Here is a 19,060-nt window from a genome sequence, read left to right as displayed (position 1 = left end):
CGATTCCGCACACAACCTTCACGGCAGCGGCTTCCTCTGCTCCCCGCGGCTCACTTAGCCTCCATGCCTCATGGACTACTGCCACCCGTGCCACAGGCACCTCAACGGCGCCCTGGCCTGCCCGGGGTGCGGAACCCCGGCCGAAGCCTGCCGTGAGTACGCGGAGGCGGTCACCGCGCAGGACGAGCCGGCCGGCTCCGAGCGCACGTACGACGATGAAGCGCCCCGCGGCAGAGGCCGCCGCCGGGAGCGCGGCCGCCGGGCGCACCGGCGCAGACGCCGCAAGGTCCTGCTGATCACCGCGGGGCTCGCGCTCGCGGCCGGTGGCCTGAGCCTGGCCGAGCTCGGCATCGAGGGGCCGTCCGACGAACCGACGGCGGCGGCCTCGCCGGACGGGGGAGCGGCCCGGCCCGCGTCACGGACGCCGAAGGACCCGGCCGACGGCACGACGACCGGCGCCGAGTCCGCGGCGGCCACGTCTGCCGATCCCTCGGCCTCGGAGTCCGCGAAGGACAAGGCGTCCAAGGAAGCGAAGAAGGACGAGGACAAGAAGAAGGCCGGCGAGAAGACGGAGGAGGCCGACAAAGCCCCCGATTCCGCGGCCCCGGTCACGACCTCCGCGCCGGACACCCCGGACAGCCCTCCGGACAACCCCGGAACCACGCGCCCCACGCCCCCGCCGACCACGCAGCAGCCGGATCCGACGCCCGAGCCGGAGCCGTCCCAGACGTGCGACCGCTTCCTGTGGTGGTGCACGTAGCCGGCTCCTGAGGTGAGCGAGCGGTCAGCCCGCGTCCTCGCCGACCATTCTGCGCAGCAGCCCGCGCAGCGAGAGCCGCTCCTCGCGGGTGAGCTCGGCCAGCGGCTCCCGCGCGAAGTCCAGCGAGTCGCGCAGGCTGCGGGCGACCGTCAGGCCCTCGTCCGTCGGGGCGGCGAGTTTCACGCGGCGGTCGGCCGGGTCGGGCCGCCGCTCGACGAGTCCGCGCGCCTCCAGCCGGTCGATGATCCCCGTGATGTTCGACGGCTCGCACTTCAGCTTCTGCGCTATGCGCCGCATGGGCAGCGGTTCGAGGGACAGCAGCCCCAGTACGCGTGCCTGCGCCCCGGTGAGGGCGTGCTTGCCCGCCGCGGCGTCGTACTCCTCGTAGTAACGCGCGACGACCGTCCCGATGAGCTCGACGACTTCGAGCGTCAGGGGGTCCGTGCGCGGGGTGCGGGAGCTGGTGGTGGCCATGCACTCCAGGCTACCCGGTTACTTGACAACATGAAATATGTAGGAGCATGGTTGTTTCACAACATGAAGCATTTTCGAGACACCAGCCTGCCGGCCACGGCAGCCTGAGCAGGAGGAGGACGCCCGCATGTCCGTCACCCCCGAGGCCCCCGGGTCCCCGCAGCTTCCCGACGTCGGCCGTGAGTGGCACCTCGTGCGCCGCCCGCACGGCTGGCCGGTCCCCGAGGACTTCGCGCTGCGCGAGGCCCCGGTCGCCGCCCCGGCCGCCGGCCAGGTCCTGGTCCGCAACCTGCACTTCTCCGTGGACCCGTACATGCGCGGCCGGATGAACGACGTGAAGTCGTACACCCCGCCGTTCCAGCTGGACCAGCCCATGGAGGGCGGCGCGGTCGGCGAGGTCATCGCGTCGAACGCCGAGGGCATCGCGGTGGGCGACCACGTCCTGCACTTCGCGGGCTGGCGCGAGTACGCGGCCGTACCCGCCAAGCACGCCGTCAAGGTGGACGCGCAGGCCGCGCCGCTCTCCGCGTACCTCGGCGTGCTCGGTATGACCGGCCTGACGGCCTACGCGGGTCTCTTCGAGGTCGCCTCCTTCAAGGAGGGCGACGCGGTCTTCGTCTCCGGCGCCGCGGGCGCGGTCGGCTCCCAGGTCGGCCAGATGGCCAGGCTCAAGGGTGCCTCGCGCGTCGTCGGCTCGGCGGGCTCGGACGAGAAGGTGAAGAAGCTCGTCGAGGAGTACGGCTTCGACGCCGCGTTCAACTACAAGGACCCGCGCCCGGTCGTCGAGCAGCTCAAGGAGGCGGCCCCCGACGGCATCGACGTCTACTTCGACAACGTCGGCGGCGAGCACCTCGAAGCGGCCATCAGCCGCATGAACGTGCACGGCCGCGCCACCATCTGCGGCATGATCGCGGGCTACAACGACACCGAGCCCACGCCGGGCCCGCGCAACATGGCCATGATCATCGGCAAGCGCCTGCGACTGCAGGGCGTGCTCGTCGGGGACCACGAGGCGCTGCAGCCGCAGTTCGTGTCCGAGGTCGGCGCGTGGATCCGCTCCGGTGAGCTGAAGTACGACGAGACGCTCGTCGAAGGCGTGGAGAACGGCGTCGAGGCGTTCCTGGGCATGCTGCGCGGCGAGAACACGGGAAAGATGATCGTTTCCCTGGTCTGAGGTGCGGGCACCCGAGGTGTAGCGCCCGGTGATTTTCCGGCATCCGATAAAGTGATTCCACATTGTCGCGACTGTGGGCGCGCATCGCGGAACATCTCAGGAGGAACCGGCACTTATGTCCATCCAGCAGATCGACGTCAAGTACACCGCCGTCGCCACCGCCGAGAACGGCCGTGACGGCCGCGTCGCCACCGACGACGGCAAGCTCGACGTCGTCGTCAACCCGCCGAAGGAGATGGGCGGCAGCGGCGCGGGCACCAACCCCGAGCAGCTCTTCGCGGCCGGCTACAGCGCCTGCTTCCAGGGCGCGCTCGGTGTGGTCGCCCGCAAGGAGAACGCCGACATCTCCGGCTCGACCGTCACCGCCAAGGTCGGCATAGGCCAGACGGAGGCCGGCGGCTTCGGCCTGGAGGTCGCGATCACCGCCTCCATCCCGAACGTGGACGCGGCCACCGCGCAGTCGCTGATCGAGAAGGCGCACCAGGTGTGCCCGTACTCGAGCGCCACGCGCGGCAACATCAAGGTGGAGCTCGCGGTCGCCTGACCGTCTCCCCCGACATGTGACGGAGGGCCGCACCCCGGGTGGGGGTGCGGCCCTCCGTCATGTCGCTCAGCCGCTCACGGCAGCCGTGTGAATGGCCCGCACCAGGCGCTCGTCCTCCGGGGCCGGCCCGCCGGGGAAGGGGAAGCGGCGCCGCGTGTACCCGTAGGCGAGCCCGCTGCGAGGATCGGCGAAAGCCTGCGAGCCGCCCACGCCCTTGTGCCCGATGGACCCCGCGCCGAGGAACGGGTACCAGGCCTCGGCGACGTTCTGGAACCCCACCCCGAACGACTTGTGGGCCCGTATCACCAGGTCGAACCCGTTGGAATGGATCTGCCCGAACTCGGCCACGGTGTCCGCCTTCAGGAGCGGTCCCCGCCCGTCGAGCCCCTCGACCGCCGCCGCGTACATCCCGGCGAGACCGCGCGCGGAGGCGACCCCGCCGACGGACGCGGGCCCCTGGGCGCGCACCGGACGGGAGTTGGGGATCGACTCCAGGTCGGTGGGCTGCGCGCCGTTGCGGTTGAAGGCGATGGAGTTCAGGGTCCCCGGCTGCGGTGGCTGCGCGTCGAGGAAGGCACGCTCCTCGGGGGACGGCATCATCGGCAGTACGGAACGGAATCGGGGCTCCAGTGCTTCCGGGAGCCCGAGGTGGAAGTCGAGCCCGTACGGGGCGCGGACATGCTCCTCGTACACCTCTTGCAGCGTCCGCCCGGTGGCCCGCAGGACGACCTCGCCCGCCATCGCGCCGATGGACAGGGCGTGATAGCCGAAGGCGGTACCGGGGCGCCAGTAGGGCCGCTGGGTCGCGAGGCGGGCGGCGGCGGCACGGTCGTCGGCGATCTCGTCGGGGCTGAAGCCGTCGTCGGCGCCGACGACGCCCGCCCGGTGCGAGAGGAGCTCCCGGAGGGTGATGCCTCCCTTGCCCTCGGCGGCGAACTCCGGCCAGTAGCGGGCCACTTCGCGGTCCAGCTCCAGGGTGCCGTCCTGGACGAGCAGCGCCATGACGAGGTGGGCGGCGCCCTTCGTGGACGAGTACACGCCGAAGAGCGTGTCGCCGTCGGTGTCCGGTCCCACCCACAGGTCGACGACCTGCTGCCCTCGTACGCGGGCGGCGACCTGCGCGGCATGATCGGGCTTCTCCCGGGAGAGCATGGCGGTGAACTCGTCCCGCACGGCTTCGTATCCGGCTGCGGTGGTGCCTTGGACTTTAATTTCACGTGTCATGTGGTTTCGAGCCTCCTGCGGCTGCAACTGAGGCCGAGGCCGGGAGAATTCCCCGAACTTCGTCCGGTGGACCTCCAAGACTGATTTTCCCGCCCACCCACCCGATTGCCCCGGAGCTGCCCGCCCACCCCGGCGAAGCTCTCAGCCCGTCCGGCGTTTGAGGACGAACTCGGCGGAGCCGGTGATTCGGTCCACCAAGGCCCCCGCGCCGAGCGGCCCGCGGCGGAGCCGCAAGTGTCACAGCCGGGAAGGGGCGGGGTTGGGGAAAGAAAACCCCGCCCCAAACCCCTCAGCTCACGCTCAGCAACGCCCGCCCCACCTGCGGAAACGCCCCCTTAGGGTGGTCCCGGAAGAGCGGCTCGGTGCCGAACAGGACGACACGGGACCCGGCAGCGGCCCCACTCACCACGGAAGCCTGACCCGCAGCGTCAGAGGGACCGCCCGCGCCGCCCTCCGCAGGACGCCAGTGCCCGGACAGCAGCGGATTCCCGCCCCCGTAGGACTGCTCGACCCGCACCCCGCTCCCGAGCCCCGTGAACCACATGGGCGCGTACACGAACGAGTGCGACGGCGCACCCCCGGCGACCGGCCCCCCGGAATTCACCACCCGCACCACACCATTCGCATCCCCGTTCCCGGAGACCGCCTCAACGGAAAGCAACTTCGCGTCGGAGTTGAGCGCGCCCCCTTCCGCGCCCCGCCCGACCAGCCCACCGCCCCCGGAGAGGAAGTCATCGAGCCCGCCCCGCGCCCCCGCGTTCAGCTCCCGGTAGGAAAGCCCCGCCGACACGAACAGCGCGTCCGCACCCGATTTCTTCCAGTCGAACCCCGCGTTGAGCACCGAAGTCGAAACGGGCACCACATCAAAGTTCATCTCCCGCAGCGCGAACAGCTCCCCGGGCGTCACCGCCGCCGCGACCCGAGTCGCCCGCACGACAGCGCCACCCTTCGCCTTGGTCGCGTCGAAGGCGACGTCGTACTTCTTCGCCGCGGCAACAGCCGCCCCCCGCGCCGACGACGGCAGAATCACGCTCCCGTCATCCGCCCTCCGCACAGAAGTCCCGCGCGCCAGAACCCAGTTGAGAGCAGCAACCTCCCGCGCATCGTCGAGCCGCAGCCGGAGATTCCCCCGCCCCGCGACATGACCGACCCGCGACGCCGAGTCCACGACACGCGAGCGCACACCGGACAGCGAACCGCCCTTCACCGAGTCCACCGTCGCGCCCCACAACCGCCCGAGGCTCCACCCCGAGATGTCGTACATGGTGGACACCTTGTGGCTGATGTCCCGCCCGTCGGCGAGCATCACGTTCGCGAGCCCGCGCTTGGGCTGACGCATGTCGATGACGTAGGACCCTGCACCGTACGACGTCCCGCCGAGCCTGAAGTCCCTTGTCGCACGCCGCACTTCGACGTCGTTGTCGAGCAGATGCTCCACGAGCCGCGAGGCGGCAGCGGCGGAACGCTGACCACGCCCACCCTGAGGGATCACGTACGCACGCGGGAAATCGGTCGTGTAGACGTCCTCCGGGCCGATGCCCGGCACGCCAGGCACGGTCTCCGGCGAGACCGGCACCTGCGCCGCACCCGTCGCGCCACGCCGGAACGTCTCGATCTGGTCGGCGATCACCGAAGTGCGGTGCGCCTGCGTGTACTTGAGCGTCGCCGACATCGCCGCCCCCGCGATGTCCACGTTGATCGCGGACCGCCGCCGCAGTTCCGGCACCGGCAGCTCGTCGTACTCGTCGTTGTTGACGGTCATCGGGAACTCGATGGTGTGCGCGGCGACCGCGCCGTGGAACGGCATGTACTGCGGGGTGAAGATCGGCGGCCAGTCGTCCCAGCCCTCTTCCTGGTCGCGGAAGGGGATGATCGCCGGTTCGACGCCGTCCTTCTCGGGGGTGTAGCCGAGGCCGTTGACCGCGGCCTCCATGCCGAGCGCGTTGGCGTAGGTGTTCTTGAGGAAGAGGTCGTACTCGTAGTTCTCGCCGTGCGGGGGAGTCGTCGGCTCGATCAGCGTGCCGTTGACGTACCCGTGCAGGTCGATCATGACCGCGGGCTGCTTGTCGATGGCGATCTGCCGCATCGCGCGCGCTTCGGGCTGCGACGCGGTGATGAAGTCACGGTTGAGGTCGAAGCCGTTGGCGTTGGCGCGGGTGCCCGCGATGCGGCCGTCGGGGTTGGCCGTGACGTTGAAGTACAGCCGGTTGTGCGCGAGCAGGTCCTTCGTCTCACCGTCCTTGGCCTTCGCGAGCTTCTCGATGAGCTTCAGGGCGGCGTCCGTGCCCTCCCACTCGTTGCCGTGGATGTTGTTGTTGATGAACACCGGCGTCTTGTACGAGGACTTGACCGCGCGATCCTTGGCGGCGTCGCCCGGCGCGTTCTCGATGAGCTCGCGCATCCGCTCCTGGCGGGCGGTCTCCTTGGTCGACTCGGGAGCCGTGACGGTCACCAGGTAGAGCTGGTGCCCGCCCGCCGAACGGCCCGCGATCTCCACGCTGACCCGGTCGCCGAAGTCCTGGATGTCGTTCAGCTTCGGGGCGATGGAGTGGTAGGGGGCCAGGCCCAGCTTTATCGACTTGTCGTCGGGATTCGCGGGAGGCGGAGTGAGCTTCTGCTCGCGGGGATAGCCGCGGTCCTTGCCGAGACCGGAGCCGAGACCGGAGCCGAGACCGGAGCCGGGGCCGTCCGCAGCCCCCAGGGCCCGGTCGGCGGCGCTCTCCGGAGCTTTCGCGGCCCGTTCCGTGCTGCTCAGGGGCGAGCCCTCGCGGAGGACGTCCCGGCCGCCAGGGCGGGGGTCGGCGGTCGCGGCGCCGGGGGCGAGGGTGGTGAGGAGAAGGGCGCCCGCCGAGGCGAGAGTGGTGAGCAGAACGGGTCTGGATGGCCGGGATATCCCCATACGTACCTCCTGCGAAGAAGTCCGGAAAGAGTCCTTGGAACGGGTCCTGGTAGTCCTGGAGAGAAGTCGATACGCGTGGTCTACCGGTTCAACCCCCGCGCAACAAGAGGGCCTTCACCCCCCTTCGCGCCCACGCGTCCCGTGGACCGCACGGCCGTGACCGGCGGATAGGCTGTGCCGCATGCGCGATCTGGGACGAGGCTTCGGCTATTTGATGAAGGGCCAGCGCTGGGTCGCCCAGCATGGCAAGCAGTACGGAGTCGGCCTGCTGCCCGGCCTGATCACCCTGCTTCTCTACGCGGCCGCCCTCGTCGCGCTCGCGCTCTGGGGCACGGACTTCGTCGGCTGGGCGACGCCCTTCGCGGACGACTGGTCATCGCCGTGGCTCGGCCTGTTCCGCGGCTTCCTCACGGTGCTCCTCTTCGCGCTCGCGCTCCTCCTGTCGGTGGTCACCTTCACGGCGGTGACGCTTCTGGTGGGCCAGCCCTTCTACGAGTCGCTGTCGGAGAAGGTCGACATCTCCGTCGCCGGATACGCCCCCGAGTCGGGCCTGCCCCTCTGGCGCGAGCTGTGGATCTCCGCCCGCGACAGCCTGCGCATCGTCCTGCGGGCCCTGGTCTGGGGCATCCTGCTCTTCGCCCTCGGCTTCATCCCGGTCGTCGGCCAGACCGTGGTCCCGGTGGTCGGCTTCTGCGTGACGGGCTTCTTCCTCGTGGAGGAGCTGACGGGGGTGGCACTGCAGCGCCGGGGCGTCGAGGCCCGCGAACGGCTCGCGCTGCTGCGCGGCCGCAAGCAACTGGCGTGGGGCTTCGGCACTCCGCTAGCCGTGGCCTTCCTGGTCCCGTTCGTCGCGGTGTTCCTGATGCCGGGGGCGGTCGCGGGCGCGACGCTCATGGCGCGGGAGCTGGTGGGCGAGGACAGCGGCCACGCCCCGGACGACGACCCCCGGGGCGCGGCCGACCCGGCAGGACCCGGCGGACCGCAGGCCGCTACCGGCGGGCGTTCATAGCCGTCGTCAGGATCTCGCGCACCTGCGCGATGATGTCGAGCCGGTTGCGCACGAACTCGGGGTCGGTGATCGCGCCCGTGGCCGGGTCCGTGTTGCCCGCGCCGAACTGCAGGATCGGCGTGTGCACATGGCCGCCGGGCAGCCGGTCGTGCAGCCCGAGGCGGTCGCGAAGGAGCGTCGCCCGGTAGGCGATCTCGTTCGACAGGTAGTCGCCGCCGCCGCCCTCGCGGGCCGTCGAACCGGCGGTGGGCCCGTCGGGGCGGACCACGGGAGCGGTCTGGCCCGCCGGGATCTCGGTCACCGAGGTGTTGTCGTACACCGGAAAGCGGCCGGTCCCGGCGCTCACGATCTCCTTGTACGGCAGGGTCGTGGACGTCCACTGGGGTTGCGTGACCGGATCGGCGACCGGCACCGTCTCCGTACGCGAGAGGTTCTCGTTGTCGGGGAAGCCGCCACGCCAGGCCCCGTTGGTCCGCTCGATGTCGAAGCGTCCCGCGCGGCCCTGGCTGATCGTGGTGAAGAGGTCGACGCGGGGGAGATGCGCGCGCAGGGTGCGCTCGACCGTCCCCTCCGCGAAGTCGTCCCAGCGCACGGGGAAGACGACGGTCTCCACGTGTGCGGGGCCATCGGCGGTTTCGATGACGGTCCCGTCCAGCGCGAGAGCGGTGGCGCCCGACGGGTTGCTGATGCGGACGTCCCGGTCGAGCGTGAAGGGGTCGAATCCGGTGACGAGGACGCGCTTGAGGCGGTGGCCCGCGCGGTCCTTCTTCGGGTAGTCGACGGCGTCGTGCCCGCGCGAGGAATCCTCAAGTGCCCGTATGAGCCGCCCGTGCTGGGCCTCGCTCACCCCGAAGCCCGGCTCCCACTGCCGGAGCTCCCGCGTCAGTCCGAGCCGGGCCCAGTACAAGGGCCGGTCGTCGTCCCGGCTCAACTCCCCGGCCCCTCCCGCCGCGCGGCCCTGCGCCCGCTCGACGGCACGCCGCCACAGCGCGTCCCCCTGGCGTACGACGATGCGCTTGGCCTCGCCGTACGAGTGGGCGCGGTCGAGGGCCCGCGCGAACTCCGGTGCCACGGCGTCGAATCCGCTGCGGCGCAGGATCTCCTGCGGGGCCGCCCGGTCGAGACGTTGCTCCTCGGTGGTCGCGGCCGGCGCGGTGGCGGCCGACGCGGGCGCGGCTGCGGGCACGGCTGCGGGCACGGCCGCGAGGGAGAGCAGGAGGGTGACACCGAGCGCGGCGAACCGCGGGGAGACGGTGGGCGTGTGTGACACGGGAGTCCTTCCGTGGCCGGTGGGGGTGGCCGCAGTATCGCGGCAGGAAGGCGGTGCCCGCTAGCGGTTCACTCCGGCGTGATCGTCGAGGACCTCGCCGATCACGTGGCGCGCGATCCTCGCCACAGTGGGGTTCCTCGTCCGGTAGTACGGCAGCTCGATGAGCGCGATCGAAAGGGCCCAGCCACGCCCTCGCGCCCAGGTCGCGTCGTCGACGTCCAGGGCGGCGCGGAAGGTCTCCCGTGCCTCGGCGGTCAGCAGGCTCCAGGCGGTGATCAGGTCGACGGCGGGTTCGCCGTGCCCCATGCACCCGAAGTCGATGACGGCGCTGAGCCGGCCGTCGGCGGTGAGCAGATTTCCCGGTTGCAGATCGGCGTGGACCCAGACAGGCGGTCCGTCCCACCGGGGCGCGCGCAGGGCGGCGTCCCACGCCGCGGTGGCCGCGTCGGTGTCGATGACCCCGTGCAGCCGCGAGATGGCATCGCGGGTGTCGGCGTCACGGGGCGCGAGGGGGCCGCCGCGGTAGGCGGCAGGCGCGTCGGCGGGATCGATGCGCCGCAGGGCCTTGACGAAATCGGCCAAGTCGGCGGCGAACAGGCCGGGTTCGTCAAGGCCGCCGATCACCGGGTTGTCGCCGTCGAGCCAGCGGTACACGTACCAGGGCCAGGGGAAGCCCTCACCGGGCTCGCCCTTGCTCAGCGGCGTGGGGATGGCGACGGGCAGCGAGGGCGCGAGCCGCGGCAGAAGGAGCACCTCGCGCTCCACGTCCCCGACGCCTCCCTCGATACGGGGGAGCCGCACGGCCATGTCGTCGCCGAGGCGGTAGATGGCGTTGACGGTGCCGTTCGAGTCGACGGGCTCGACGGCGAGGTGAGCCCAGTCGGGGAACTGCGCGGCGAGCAGCCGTCGTACGAGAGGCGTGTCGATGTCGGCTTCGTGGGCGTGCATCCTGGCGGGGGGCATGGGGGCCTTCCGTGGCGGCGGGGAGGGAGCGGTCCGACGTTGATCGAAACTCGCCGCCGCACGCCCGGTCAACCCGGATTCCGCCCGGACCGGCGGCGGGAGGCCAGGGCCGCTACGAACGCCGAGCCGCACGCCCATAGTGCTCGGCCACCGCGTGGAACGCCTCCTTCGGCTCCCAGTGCCAGCGGCCGGACGGCCCGTCCTGGATCGTCTTCACGATGCTGTAACTCGCCATGTCGAGGTCGTGGCGCGGCTCGGTCCTGTGCGGGGCGTCGGGGCTGACGAAGTTGTAGAGCGTCGCCGAGTAGAGGTTCATGGACTCGAAGACGTCCAGTACGTCGGTGATGTACGCCGCCTGGGTCCGCTCGCTGCGGACGAGACCGTCCTTGACCTCGGGTGGATTCCTCGTGTAGTCGACGACGTCCCAGCCCATGCCGCCCTGCTCCGGAGCGCCCCGGAACGTGCACGAGCCGAACTCGGTGATCGCCACCGGCTTCCCCCAGCGTCGGTAGGGCGCCAGATCACGGAGGTAGGCGGGCCGACCGCGGTGATACCCGTAGTAGTTGACGCTGACGATGTCGAACAGGCCCCAGTCGACCTCGTCGCCGTCCGCCGCCCCGTACGTCAGCCTGCCCCCGAAGACGGACCTGCCGACCGCCGCCGCCCGTCCGATGAACCGCTTCAGGCGCCGCTGCGCCAGCACCGGATCGTAGTTCCCCTTGCTGATGTTCTCGATGCGCTCCACCGCGCTGTCGCCGGGCACGATGCCCGGTACGAACAGCACGAACTCGCAGCCCACGCTCAGGTGGACCGCCGCGCCCTGCCGCCGCAGCCGCTCGGCATGCCGGCCGGCCTCCGCGAGGTGGTCGAGGATCTCCCGCTGGGGGCGGTCGGCCAGGCGCGGCTGGAGCCAGACGTGCAGTCCGCGTTCGGCGGCTTCCGTCGCGGTGGCGCCGAGCCGTTCGACGCCGTCGCCGTAGACGGAGACGGTGGTGGCGTGCAGCCGGCCCTCGATCACGCACAGGTCCTCGCGCATGCGGACCGCGTTCCAGCCGGTCGTGGGTGTTTCCCCCGCCCCGACCTCGTAGCAGACGCCGCGGTACGTGAGTCCGCCCGGCCCGGGGGGAGTTGCCGAGGCCGGCGCCGCCGTCAGGAGGCCCCCTGTCGCCGCCGCGACGCCCGCGGCCCCCGCCCCCGCCAGAAACCGCCCCCGGCTGATCCCGTCACTCGTCACGGTGCCTCCCTGTGTCCGTCCGCACGGTGCGTACGGTGGGCCCAGTCTCGCCAGGGGCGCCGCGCCGCCTCGACCGCCGTCGGTCTACGCCGTGGGCGACTTTGGTAGGAAAACGCCGCCCCGCGAGCCGACGGTGCGCCCCTTCGAGGGCAGTCTGATCACTCGCCGCCTGTTCCGAGCAGGCCGAGGAAATCCCTGAACGCCCCCGCCATGTCCACCGATTCGGGGTCCAGGAGCCACTGGTACTGGAGCCCGTCCATCACCGCGACGAGAAGCGGCGCGGCCGCCTCCGGGGTGAGGCCCCCGGGGAGCCGCTCGCCGTACTCCGCGCGCAGGACCGCCGCGAACTTCTTGCGCACCGATCCGTACCGCTCGGTGAAGTACTCGCGTGTCGGATGCCCGTCGGTGACGCTCTCGCCGAGCAGCGCGGAGAACGTCTGGATGATGCCGGGGCGCATCGCGTTGTACTCGACGAGCGAGCCGAGCAGGTCGAGGCGGATCTCGTCCGTCGGTACCGCGTCCCACTGGTCGCGGGCCTCGAGGACGGCGACGAGCAGGGCGTCCTTCGTGGGGAAGTAGTGCAGCAGGCCCTGCTGGGTCAGGCCGACCCGCTCGGCGACGGCGCCCAGGCTCGCGCCGCGGTAGCCGCGCTCGGCGATCACCTCCAGGGCGGCCCGGAGGATCTCCGCACGCCGCTCGTCACTTCTGGCCCTGGTCGTGGGCTTGGCGGTCTCCCTGGCCTTGGGCGCCATCGTGTCCGTCCCTTCACGTTCCCGGTCCTGCTCGCGGCACGACCGTACGTCATGCTCCTGTAAATATAACGCTCAGATTACAAAAACTACCGACCTACAGGTAGTCGAGGCAGGATGGAGGGAGCGAAGGAAGAAGAACGGACCCAACGGATCTCAACGAGGAGGCACCGCCATGGCGGGAACCCAAGGCCCCGGAGCCGAGCAGGCCGATCAGGCGCGCGAGACGGCGGTGGAGGCCGCGCTCGCCGCGCTGGATCTGGACGCCAAGACCCGGCTGCTCGGCGGGCGCGACATGTGGTCACTGCACCCGCTGCCCGAGATCGGCCTTGCCTCCCTGGTGATGTCGGACGGCCCGATCGGCGTGCGCGGCACCCGCTGGACCGCCGACGACCCGTCCATCGCCCTGCCCTCACCGACCGCGCTCGCCGCCACCTGGGACCAGGACCTCGCCCGCCGCGCGGGCACCCTCCTCGCCCAGGAGGCCCGCCGCAAGGGCGTGCACGTCCTCCTCGCGCCCACCGTCAACCTGCACCGCTCACCGCTGGGCGGCCGGCACTTCGAGGCGTACAGCGAGGACCCGTATCTGACCGGCGTCATCGGCACCGGCTATGTCCAGGGCGTGCAGTCCGGCGGTGTCGGCACGACCGTCAAGCACTTCGTCGCGAACGACGCCGAGACCGACCGCTTCACCGTCGACAACAAGGTGGGTGCGCGCGCCCTGCGCGAGCTGTACCTCGCGCCCTTCGAGGCGATCGTCACCAACGCCCACCCCTGGGGCATCATGACCGCGTACAACCAGGTCAACGGCACGACGATGACCGAGCACCGCTACCTGGTCAACGAGGTCCTGCGCGGCGAGTGGGGCTTCGACGGCTACAACGTCTCCGACTGGATGGCCGCCCGCTCGACCACCGGCGCCATCGAGGGCGGTCTCGACGGCGCCATGCCCGGCCCGCGGACCGTGTACGGCGACGCGCTCGCCGAAGCGGTGCGCGGCGGCCAGGTCAAGGAGTCGACGGTCGACGAGGCCGTGCGGGGCGTCCTGCGGCTGGCCGCCCGCGTCGGCATCCTCGAAGGCGCCGAGCCCGTGGTCACCGACGTGCCCGCCGAGATCGACGGGGAGGCGCTCGCCCGCGAGATCGCCCGCCGCGCCTTCGTCCTCGTGCGCAACGAGAACGAGACCCTGCCGCTCCGGCCCGCCGCCTCCGTCGCCCTCATCGGCGCCGCCGCGCGCGACGCCCGTGTCCTGGGCGGCGGCTCCGCCACCGTCTTCCCCGCGCGCGTGATCTCCCCGCTCGACGGTCTGACGGCGGCGCTCGGCGAGGACGCCCTGACGTACGCCGTCGGCGCCGACCCGAGCGACGAACTCGTCCCCGCCGACAAGGGGTTCGAGCTGCGCGCCCTCTGCCGCGACGCGGACGGCATCATCCTGGGCGAGGGCAGCCTCCCCTCCGGCCAGGTCCAGTGGATCGGCGACGACCTGCCCGACGGCGTCACCCACGAGACGATGGCCTCCATCGAGGTCGTCGGCACGTTCACCCCGCGCGAGAGTGGCGAGCACTCCTTCGGCACGCGCGGTCTCGGTGCCTTCACGCTCACTGTCGACGGCGAGGTCGTCTTCGACGGGACCGAGGTGATGGGCGCGGCGTCCGATCCCTTCGAGGCGTTCTTCGGCTCACCGGTCGAGCGCGCCAAGGTGAGTCTGACGGCGGGCGAGCGCGTCGAGGTCTCCCTGTTCCACCCGCTCGACAAGGAGTACAAGGCCCCGCTGCCCGGCGTGGTGTTCTCCTTCGTGCACCTCGGCCCGCGGCGCGACCCCGACGAGCTGATCGCGGAGGCCGTCGACGCGGCGCGGGGCGCCGACACCGCGGTCGTGGTCGTCGCCACCACCGAGCGTGTCGAGTCCGAGGGCTTCGACCGGCAGGACCTGCGGCTCCCGGGCCGCCAGGACGAACTCGTGCGTGCGGTGGCCGCGGCCAACCCCCGCACGGTCGTGGTCGTCAACTCCGGCTCCCCGGTGGAGCTCCCGTGGCGCGAGGACGTCGCGGCGGTGCTGCTCGGCTGGTTCCCCGGGCAGGAGGGCGGCGCCGCGCTCGCCGACGTGCTGCTCGGCGCCCAGGAGCCCGGCGGGCGGCTGCCCACGACCTGGGGCGCCTTCGCGGACGCCCCGATCACCCAGGTCACTCCGATCGACGGCGAACTCGCTTATACCGAGGGCGTGTTCATCGGATACCGCGCCTGGGAGAAGTCCGGCGCCACCCCCGCGTACGCCTTCGGCCACGGCCTCGGCTACACCGACTGGACGTATGAGTCCCTCACCGTGGAGGCCACGACGGCCACGGTCCGCGTCCGCAACTCCGGCCCGCGCGCGGGCCGCGAGGTCGTCCAGGTCTACGTTGCCCCGGCCGCGAACGACGGCAACCGCCCGGCCCGCTGGCTCGCGGGCTTCGCGGGAGCCGAGGCCGCACCCGGCGAGAGCGTGGAGGTGCGGATCGAACTCCCGCGCCGCGCCTTCGAGATCTGGGACGAGGCCACCAACTCCTGGTCCCACCAAGCCGGTTCGTACGAGATTCAGGCGGGCCGCTCCATCGCCGACCGCCGACTGAACGAGACGATCACCGTATGACTCACTGACTCACTGACTCACTGACTCACTGACGCACCGAGAAGCCGTACACCGTCTCCGACTCGTACACCCCACCCGGCCGCAGCTCCGTGCTCGGAAACCCCGGCCGGTTGGGGGAGTCCGGGAAGTGCTGCGTCTCCAGGGCGATCCCGTCCCCGGGAGCGAACGGCAGCGACTCATCGAAGTGGTCCGCCGTGTACAGCTGAAGTCCCGGCTCCGTCGTCGCCACGGTCAGCACGCGCCCGGACGCCGGATCGCTCAGCTCCGCCACCTCGACCGGCCGCGCGGAGACCCCTTTGTCGAGCACGTAGTTGTGGTCGATCCCGGCCCCGGCCTTCCGCGCGTCCCGGAAGTCGAAGCGCGTCCCGTCGACGTCCTCGTACGCCCCCGTGGGAATCTGCGCCCCGTCCGTCGGTGTCAGCCGCGCCGCCGCGATCCGCAACTCGTGGCCGCCCGCGCCGCCGCTCCCGGCCCCCGCGAGATTCCAGTACGTGTGGTTGGTGAGGTTCACGACGGTCGGGGCGTCGGTCGTCGCCTCGTAGGCGATCCGCAGCGCTCCCGACTCGTCCAGCGAGTACGTCGCCGACACCGCGAGCCGCCCGGGATAGCCCTCCTCGCCGTCCGGGCTCACCCGCGAGAGCCGTACCCCGTGCTCGACCTCCGCCGCCTGCCAGACCCGCTTGTCGAAACCGGCCGTGCCGCCGTGCAGCGCGTTGGGCTCGTTGTTCCGCGCCAAACGGTACGTCCGGCCCTCCAGCGCGAACTCGCCGCCCGCGATCCGGTTCGCGTACCGGCCCACCAACGCCCCGAAGTACGGCCCGGGATGATCGAGGTAGCCCTGCAAACCGTCGAAGCCGAGAGCCACCGGCCCGCGCCGCCCCGACCGGTCCGGAACTTCCGCCGACTGGATGATCCCGCCGTACGTCAGGACACGTACCCGCACCCCGCCCCCTTCCAGGGTCCAGCGATGGACGGGCGTGCCGTCGGGGAGCGTCCCGAAGAGTTCACTGCGCATGATCGCGACCCTACGCCGGGCCGCGCCCACATGGGCCCGCCAGGCCCTCAGGCTCCGGGCTCCTTGGGATTCCTGGCCTTCACCTGACGGTAGGCCAGCTCGGCGAGCCGCGACTGGCCGTCCTTGCTGGGGTGGAACCAGTCCCAGTGGCTCAACTGGTCGCCGTCGAAGCGGTACTCGAAGACCGCCCCACCGTCGTACCGGCAGCGCAGATGCTTCGCGCACACCTCCTTGAGCACGTCGTTGTACGCGACCACGCGGCTCTGCACGGTGTCCCGCCGCTCCGTCGCCGCCGCGTCCCGCGCGTCCGGGTCCGCCAGCATCGAGGCGCAGATGCCCAGCTTCCAGATCTGCTTGCCCAGCGCGTTGGTGCGGCCCTGCGACCACAGCCGCTTCAGATCCGGCACGGACGCCACGTACACCTGGGTCTTGGGAAGCTCGCGCCGCAGCGTGCGCATCGCCTCCTCGAAGTCCGTGCGGAACTCGGCGACCGGCGTCATGGAATCCACCGAGGGACGGCACGCGTCGTTCGCGCCCGCCATCACCGTGATCAGCTCGGGGCGCTTGAGCGTGGCCTGCTCCATCTGCCCGGGCAGATCCGCCATGCGGGCGCCGGTCCTCGCGTAGTTCCAGCTGTGCTCGGCGGCCCGCTCCTTGCCCAGGAGGCGGGTGGCGAGGCTGCGCACCTCGGAGTCCGCGCCGGTCGCCCAGGACGCCTCGGGGCAGTCGGCGAGCACCGAGCAGGCGTCGAAGCCGCGGGTGATGGAGTCGCCGATGGCCGCCAGGGAGTCCGGATTCGTGTTCCAGGTCGGGGTGGGCCTGGGGGATGGCTTGTCGCGCGCGGAGGGCCCGTTGGGCGCCGGGGAGTTGTCGCCCGAGGCGTCGCACGCCGTGAGGGCGGTGGCGCCGAGAAGAGCCGCCGTCGCGGCGGCGACGGCGGCACGCGAACGGTGCCTTCGGTTCCGCATCCCCAGGTCCCCTCTGTTGCCGTACGCCGATCTGTTGCCTGGGCCGTTGTGCTGCCGTAGGCCGACCGCGCCGTTTCGGCGCCCCTGCGAGTGAATGGTGGGCGATTCCTGGCCTCGGGACCGACGGTACGTCACACTCCTTGTTCCGCCGCACGGTAGCCTCGCCACCCAGTGGCACCCTGCTCTTCCGGTTCCGCTAAATTACATCACGTCACATCTGTCCTGTTTTCGGGAGTTTCCCGAATTCAGGGCGACAACGCTCGGCACGGGCGCGAGGCCGCTGGGGAAGGCGAACCTCGACCCACACTGGAGGTCCCGGTGACGACACGTGGAGTTCTGTACGTGCACTCCGCACCGCGCGCGCTGTGTCCGCACGTCGAATGGGCAGTCGCGGGCGTACTCGGCGCGCGCGTCAACCTCGACTGGATCAGGCAGCCCGCCGCGCCCGGCAGCTGGAGATCCGAGTTCTCCTGGCGCGGGTCGGTGGGCACCGCGTCCAAACTCGCCTCCGCCCTGCGCGGCTGGCAGCTGCTGCGCTTCGAGGTCACATCCGAGCCGTGCTCCACGGCCGAGGGCGAGCGGTACAGCGCCACGCCCGAACTCGGGATCTTCCACGCGGTCACCGGCATCCACGGCGACATCCTGATCCCGGAGGACCGCCTGCGCGCCGCCCTGGCCCGCTCCAAGGGCGGCGAAAGCGACCTGGAGGCCGAGCTCGCCAAGCTGCTCGGCAAGCCCTGGGACGACGAACTCGAACCTTTCCGGTACGCGGGTGAGGGCGCCCCGGTGCGGTGGCTGCACCAGGTCGTCTGACGTACTCCGGCTTGCACGGCGAAGGGCCCCCACCATGCGGTGGGGGCCCTTCGCCACGTACAGGTGACTGCTCAGACGGTCCTGAACGCGAGCACCACGTTGTGGCCGCCGAAGCCGAACGAGTCGTTCAGCGCCGCGATCCTGCCCTCGGGCAGTGCGCGGGCCTCGTCACGGATGACGTCCGCCTCGACCTCGGGGTCGAGGTTCTCGATGTTGATCGTCGGCGGGGCCATGCGGTGCTTCAGCGCGAGGACCGTCGCCACGGTCTCCACGCCGCCCGCGCCACCGAGCAGGTGACCGGTCATCGACTTCGTGCTGGCGATCGCCATGTGGTCGACGTCGTCACCGAAGGCCTTGCGCAGCGCCTTGATCTCGGCGACGTCACCCTGCGGCGTCGAGGTCGCGTGCGCGTTCACGTGCACGATCTCGGCGGGCTTGAGGTCCGTGCCGTCGATGAGGTTCTGCAGCGCCGCCGCGATGCCGTTGCCGGACGGCTCGGGCTGCGTGATGTGGTGGGCGTCGGCCGAGATGCCCTGGCCGACGGCCTCCGCGTAGATCTTCGCGCCGCGGGCCTTGGCGTGCTCCTCGGACTCGAGGACGATCACGCCGGCGCCCTCGCCGAGCACGAAGCCGTTGCGGTCGACGTCGTAGGGACGCGAGGCGCCCGCCGGGTCGTCGTTGTTCTTGGACATCGCCATCATGTTGCCGAACGCGACGATCGGCAGCGGGTGGATCGCCGCCTCCGTGCCACCCGCGACGACGACGTCGGCGCGGCCGGTGCGGATCATCTCGATCGCGTAGCCGATGGCCTCGGCGCCCGAGGCGCACGCCGAGACGGGGGTGTGCACACCCGCGTGGGCGCCCAGCTCGATGCCGACGTTGGCCGCCGGGGAGTTGGGCATCAGCATCGGCACGGTGTGCGGGGAGACGCGGCGTACGCCCTTCTCCTTGAGCACGTCGTACTGGTCGAGCAGGGTGGTCACGCCGCCGATGCCGGAGGCGATGACCGCGCCGAGGCGGTGCGGGTCCACGGACGTGTCCTCGCCGGCCTTCGCGGTGTAACCCGCGTCGGCCCAGGCCTCCTTGGCCGCGATCAGCGCGAACTGCGCCGAACGGTCCAGCTTGCGGGCCTGCGGGCGGGGAAGGACCTCGCCCGGCTCGACAGCGATCTGGCCCGCGATGCGGACCGGAAGCTCGGCCGCCCAGTCCTGCTCCAGAAGACTGACACCGGAACGGCCCGCGAGCAGACCTTCCCAGGTCGAGGCTGCGTCGCCACCCAGCGGTGTGGTTGCGCCGATACCGGTGACGACCACGGTGCGATTGGTCGAGTTCACA

At 71.3% G+C, this 19,060-nt stretch carries 16 protein-coding genes; 6 read left to right on the top strand and 10 right to left on the bottom strand.

Annotated elements, in window-relative coordinates:
- Positions 1–70 precede the first annotated feature (70 nt).
- Complete coding sequence (locus ACZ5WE_RS03530; protein ID WP_467690876.1) at positions 71–760, top strand: SCO2400 family protein; 690 nt, start codon at positions 71–73, stop codon at positions 758–760.
- A 24-nt stretch (positions 761–784) separates the two neighbouring features.
- On the opposite strand, the gene ACZ5WE_RS03525 is transcribed toward ACZ5WE_RS03530, so the two are convergent.
- Positions 785–1,234: a MarR family winged helix-turn-helix transcriptional regulator gene (locus ACZ5WE_RS03525; RefSeq protein WP_467690875.1), complete on the bottom strand. Its 450-nt coding sequence runs from the start codon at positions 1,232–1,234 to the stop codon at positions 785–787.
- Between the two features lie 127 nt (positions 1,235–1,361).
- Here ACZ5WE_RS03525 and ACZ5WE_RS03520 point away from each other — a divergent pair, with 127 nt between their 5' ends.
- Together ACZ5WE_RS03520 and ACZ5WE_RS03515 are read left to right on the top strand one after the other, a co-directional pair.
- Positions 1,362–2,408 carry an NADP-dependent oxidoreductase gene (locus tag ACZ5WE_RS03520; protein WP_467690873.1) on the top strand — a complete coding sequence of 349 codons (1,047 nt, stop codon included), beginning with the start codon at positions 1,362–1,364 and terminating at the stop codon, positions 2,406–2,408.
- 115 nt (positions 2,409–2,523) lie between these two features.
- Positions 2,524–2,952 (top strand): organic hydroperoxide resistance protein, encoded by a 429-nt coding sequence (locus ACZ5WE_RS03515; RefSeq protein ID WP_351160091.1) that lies wholly within the window; start codon positions 2,524–2,526, stop codon positions 2,950–2,952.
- A gap of 66 nt (positions 2,953–3,018) precedes the next feature.
- On the opposite strand, the gene ACZ5WE_RS03510 is transcribed toward ACZ5WE_RS03515, so the two are convergent.
- Both ACZ5WE_RS03510 and ACZ5WE_RS03505 read right to left on the bottom strand, forming a co-directional pair.
- Positions 3,019–4,176 carry a serine hydrolase domain-containing protein gene (locus tag ACZ5WE_RS03510; protein ID WP_467690871.1) on the bottom strand — a complete coding sequence of 386 codons (1,158 nt, stop codon included), beginning with the start codon at positions 4,174–4,176 and terminating at the stop codon, positions 3,019–3,021.
- Between the two features lie 289 nt (positions 4,177–4,465).
- Positions 4,466–7,075: a M14 family zinc carboxypeptidase gene (locus tag ACZ5WE_RS03505; RefSeq protein ID WP_467690870.1), complete on the bottom strand. Its 2,610-nt coding sequence runs from the start codon at positions 7,073–7,075 to the stop codon at positions 4,466–4,468.
- A 181-nt stretch (positions 7,076–7,256) separates the two neighbouring features.
- On the opposite strand from ACZ5WE_RS03505, the gene ACZ5WE_RS03500 reads away from it, so the two are divergent.
- On the top strand, positions 7,257–8,084 hold the full coding sequence (locus tag ACZ5WE_RS03500) for an EI24 domain-containing protein (protein ID WP_467690868.1): 828 nt from the start codon (positions 7,257–7,259) through the stop codon (positions 8,082–8,084).
- Here the strand turns inward: ACZ5WE_RS03500 and ACZ5WE_RS03495 are convergent.
- The 4 genes from ACZ5WE_RS03495 to ACZ5WE_RS03480 all read right to left on the bottom strand — a co-directional run bounded on the left by ACZ5WE_RS03495 (position 8,065) and on the right by ACZ5WE_RS03480 (position 12,303).
- The gene (locus ACZ5WE_RS03495; protein ID WP_467690866.1) at positions 8,065–9,354 is read right to left on the bottom strand and encodes a pyroglutamyl-peptidase I; all 1,290 of its coding nucleotides are present in this window, start codon (positions 9,352–9,354) and stop codon (positions 8,065–8,067) included. The genes ACZ5WE_RS03500 and ACZ5WE_RS03495 overlap by 20 nt on opposite strands.
- Positions 9,355–9,414: 60 nt before the next feature.
- On the bottom strand, positions 9,415–10,317 hold the full coding sequence (locus ACZ5WE_RS03490; protein ID WP_467690865.1) for an aminoglycoside phosphotransferase family protein: 903 nt from the start codon (positions 10,315–10,317) through the stop codon (positions 9,415–9,417).
- A gap of 112 nt (positions 10,318–10,429) precedes the next feature.
- Positions 10,430–11,551 carry an abortive phage infection protein gene (locus tag ACZ5WE_RS03485; protein WP_467690863.1) on the bottom strand — a complete coding sequence of 374 codons (1,122 nt, stop codon included), beginning with the start codon at positions 11,549–11,551 and terminating at the stop codon, positions 10,430–10,432.
- A 158-nt stretch (positions 11,552–11,709) separates the two neighbouring features.
- Positions 11,710–12,303 (bottom strand): TetR/AcrR family transcriptional regulator, encoded by a 594-nt coding sequence (locus tag ACZ5WE_RS03480; protein ID WP_467690862.1) that lies wholly within the window; start codon positions 12,301–12,303, stop codon positions 11,710–11,712.
- Positions 12,304–12,475: 172 nt separating this feature from the next.
- Here ACZ5WE_RS03480 and ACZ5WE_RS03475 point away from each other — a divergent pair, with 172 nt between their 5' ends.
- Positions 12,476–14,929, top strand: a complete 2,454-nt coding sequence (locus tag ACZ5WE_RS03475; RefSeq protein ID WP_467690860.1) for a glycoside hydrolase family 3 protein — start codon at positions 12,476–12,478, stop codon at positions 14,927–14,929.
- Positions 14,930–14,954: 25 nt separating this feature from the next.
- On the opposite strand, the gene ACZ5WE_RS03470 is transcribed toward ACZ5WE_RS03475, so the two are convergent.
- Complete coding sequence (locus tag ACZ5WE_RS03470; RefSeq protein WP_467690859.1) at positions 14,955–15,944, bottom strand: aldose epimerase family protein; 990 nt, start codon at positions 15,942–15,944, stop codon at positions 14,955–14,957.
- Between the two features lie 47 nt (positions 15,945–15,991).
- Positions 15,992–16,912: an SGNH/GDSL hydrolase family protein gene (locus ACZ5WE_RS03465; RefSeq protein WP_467690858.1), complete on the bottom strand. Its 921-nt coding sequence runs from the start codon at positions 16,910–16,912 to the stop codon at positions 15,992–15,994.
- Between the two features lie 318 nt (positions 16,913–17,230).
- Between ACZ5WE_RS03465 and ACZ5WE_RS03460 the strand changes: the two genes are divergently transcribed.
- Positions 17,231–17,725 carry a DUF3145 domain-containing protein gene (locus ACZ5WE_RS03460; protein ID WP_467690857.1) on the top strand — a complete coding sequence of 165 codons (495 nt, stop codon included), beginning with the start codon at positions 17,231–17,233 and terminating at the stop codon, positions 17,723–17,725.
- A gap of 71 nt (positions 17,726–17,796) precedes the next feature.
- Here ACZ5WE_RS03460 and fabF read toward each other — a convergent pair whose 3' ends face one another.
- On the bottom strand, positions 17,797–19,059 hold the full coding sequence (gene fabF / locus ACZ5WE_RS03455; RefSeq protein ID WP_467690855.1) for a beta-ketoacyl-ACP synthase II: 1,263 nt from the start codon (positions 19,057–19,059) through the stop codon (positions 17,797–17,799).
- Between the last annotated feature and the right edge of the window lies 1 nt (position 19,060).

The sequence above is a fragment of the Streptomyces sp. NPDC033180 genome (genome assembly GCF_055577645.1).
The sequence above is the reverse complement of the archived record's forward strand: the minus strand, read 5'-3'. Positions and strand labels throughout refer to the sequence as shown.